The 3,212-nt window shown below is 71.0% G+C and carries 1 protein-coding gene and 1 pseudogene; one reads left to right on the top strand and one right to left on the bottom strand.

The features are described from left to right. A pseudogene (locus tag ACESL7_RS14710) lies at nt 1-156 on the bottom strand (ArsR/SmtB family transcription factor); the annotation flags it as partial. A gap of 286 nt (nt 157-442) precedes the next feature. Here ACESL7_RS14710 and ACESL7_RS14705 point away from each other — a divergent pair. After that, nucleotides 443-3,115 (top strand): cation-translocating P-type ATPase, encoded by a 2,673-nt coding sequence (locus ACESL7_RS14705; protein WP_372894047.1) that lies wholly within the window; start codon nt 443-445, stop codon nt 3,113-3,115. The last annotated feature ends 97 nt before the right edge of the window (nt 3,116-3,212 follow it).

Below are 3,212 nucleotides of genomic sequence, written 5' to 3'. Positions count from 1 at the left end.
ATGCGCGAGCGTCGAGGGCGCGAGGCCAAGGTGCGCGCCGATATCGCTGACCCGCAGCCCGTCGTCCCCGGCCTTCACCAGCAGGCGAAAGATCGACAGGCGCGCGTCGTGGCCAAGCGCGGCAAGGGCGCGGGCGTTGGGGCTGGTCGTGCTCATGGGTCAAAAATAACTATAATGCCGGTTTTGTAAATGATTCGATTCGGCACCGCAGAGCGATATCCGTGTGAGCTTCTGGCCCGGCACGATCACGCCGCGCCTTGATTGCGCGGTCCGCCGACAGGATCCTCGGAAGGGCAGAGATGCCGCGCGACCCCGGCCCCGGCGGGCCGCTGCCCCGTCGCGACGCCCCGGCCGAACCGGACGGGCGCTCGAACGTTGGCGCCCGGGATCTCGGCCGCGATCGGGCGGCGTGCCTCGGCCCGTCCCAAGCCGGAGGATGTGCATGACCGACCACCACGCCCGCAGCGTCGAGACAACGCTCGAGGAGCTGTCCGTCGATCCCGACCGGGGCCTCGACGCAGCGGAGGTCCGCCGGCGGCGCAAGCAGCACGGGCGGAACCGTCTGGGCGAGGCGGAGCGGGCCAGCCCCTGGAAGATCCTTGCCGACCAGTTCCGCAACCTCGTCATCGGCATCCTCGCCCTCGCGGCGATCATATCCTTCGCGATGGGCGAGATCGTGCAGATGGCGGCGATCCTCGCCGCGATCGTGATCAATGCCGCCATCGGCTTCGTCACCGAATGGAAGGCGGTCCGCTCGATGGAGGCGCTGCGCAGCCTCGGCACCGTGCAGACCCGCGTGACGCGCGAGGGGACCAGTGCGACCGTCGATTCCGAGGACCTCGTGCCCGGGGATATGGTGCTGCTCGATGCCGGCGACGTGGTGACCGCGGATCTGCGGCTGATCGAGGCGAACGGCCTGACCTGCGACGAATCCGCCCTGACGGGCGAATCGGTGCCGGTGACCAAGACAACCGACACGGTCGACGCGGGCGCGCCGCTGGCCGAACGCACCCCGATGGCCTTCAAGGGCACCGCGGTGACGGGCGGCAGCGGCGCCGGCGTGGTGGTGGCCACCGGCATGCAGACCGAACTGGGCGGCATCGCGCGCATGACCTCGGAGGCCAGCGAAGAGGTGACGCCGCTCGAGAAGCGGCTGGACCGGCTGGCCCGCAACCTGGTGGTGGTCACGCTGATCGTGGCGGCGGTGGTCGCCGTCCTCGGCTGGCTGGGCGGCAAGGACCTCGTCTCGATGCTCGAGACGGCGGTGGCGCTCGCGGTCGCGGCCGTGCCCGAGGGTCTGCCGATCGTGGCCACGGTCGCGCTGGCGCGCGGCATGTGGCGCATGGCGCGGCGCAACGCGCTGGTCGAACGGCTCGCCGCGGTGGAGACGCTGGGCTCGACCAGCGTGATCTTCGCCGACAAGACCGGAACGCTCACGCAGAACCGGATGCGCGTGGCCCGCCTTGCCCTTCCGGGCGGCGACGAGGACGTGCCGTGGGACGAGGATGCGCGTCCCGCAGAGCCCTCGGCCCTGGCGTGCCGGCTTCTGGAGGTCGCGGCGCTGTGCAATAATGCCGAGCTCGACGACGACGCCGCAGGACCGGACCGCGCAGGGGACCCGAGCGGCACCGGCGATCCGATGGAGATCGCGCTCCTGCATGCCGCGGCGGCCGTGGACCTCCGGCGGGACCGGCTGCTCGACGACCAGCCCGAGGAGCGCGAGGAAAGCTTCGACGCCGACACCAAGATGATGGCGACGTTTCACCGCGCGGGCAGCGGCTTTCGCGTCGCGGTCAAGGGTGCGCCCGAGGCCGTGCTCGAGGTCACGACGCAGATCGCCACGGACGACGGCGACGCCCGGGCGCTTTCGGAAGATGCGCGCGCAGGGTGGGTCGAGCGCGTCGAGGCGCTGGCAGAGCGCGGCCTGCGCGTGCTCGCGATCGCGGAGCGGCAGGCCGACAGCCCCGAAAGCGCCCCCTATTCGGACCTGACTCTCCTCGGCCTCGTCGGTCTGATCGACCCGCCCCGCGACGACGCGCCCGACGCCGTCGAGCGCTGCCGCAACGCGGGCATCCGGGTGATCATGGTGACCGGCGACCAGCCCGTGACGGCGACGGCCATCGCCCGCAAGGTGGGACTGGCCGACGAGCCAAGGGCGATGATCGGCCGCAACCTGCCGCACATGGGCGCCGACACCGCCGAAGGCGACCATGCGGCCCTCCGGGATCATCACGTCTTCGCCCGCGTCTCGCCCGAACAGAAGCTCGACCTGATCCGCCTCTGGCAGGAGGCGGGCGCCGTGGTCGCCATGACGGGCGACGGCGTGAACGACGCGCCGGCGCTGAAGAAGGCCGATGTCGGGATCGCCATGGGCCGGCGCGGCACCGATGTCGCGCGCGAGGCGGCGGACATCGTTCTGAAGGACGACGCCTTCCCGACGATCGTCATGGCCATCGAACAGGGCCGGACGATCTTCGAGAACATCCGCCGCTTCATCATCTACCTGCTCTCGGGCAACCTCGGCGAGGTTCTGGCCGTCGGACTCTGCGCGGTGATCGGTGCACCGCTGCCACTGTTGCCGCTTCAGATCCTCTACATAAATCTCGTGCTCGACGTGTTCCCGGCGCTCGCGCTCGGGGTGGGCGAAAGCCCCGAGGGCATCATGGACCGCAAGCCGCGCGATCCCGGGGAACCTGTCCTGACGCGCGGACACTGGATCGCGACCGCCCTCTGGGGCGCGCTGATCGCGGCGTCCGTCACGACCGTCTTCTTCGTCGCGCTGGCGCAGGGCATGGGCCGGGACGCGGCGGTGACGATCGGATTCCTGAGCTTCGCGCTCGCGCGGCTCTGGCACGTCTTCAACATGCGCGATGCGGGAACCGGGCTTTTCGCCAACGAGGTCGTGCGCAACCGCTGGGTCTGGTCCGCGATCGGCCTCTGCCTCGTCCTCATCGCCGCCGCTGTCTGGCTGCCGGGTCTGGGCGCGGTTCTGGGCGTTGTGCCGCCGGATGCCGTCGGATGGGGCCTCGTTCTGGGTGGCAGCCTCGTGCCCCTGCTCGTCGGCCAGACGGTGTTGAGCCTCTGGCGCCTCGCCGCCCCGGCCGAGAGCCGCTGAGCGAGAGGGCGAAACGGGTCGCTTCACCGGCCGGAGGGGGGGTGCAGCTGCCGCGACGCTCGGCAGGAACGCCGAGGCACCAGCGCGGTGGGGCCGC

The organism is Rhodosalinus sp. (assembly GCF_041685465.1).
GTDB lineage: Bacteria > Pseudomonadota > Alphaproteobacteria > Rhodobacterales > Rhodobacteraceae > Rhodosalinus.
Note: the sequence above shows the minus strand (reverse complement) of the source record. Positions and strands in the feature narration are given on the sequence as shown.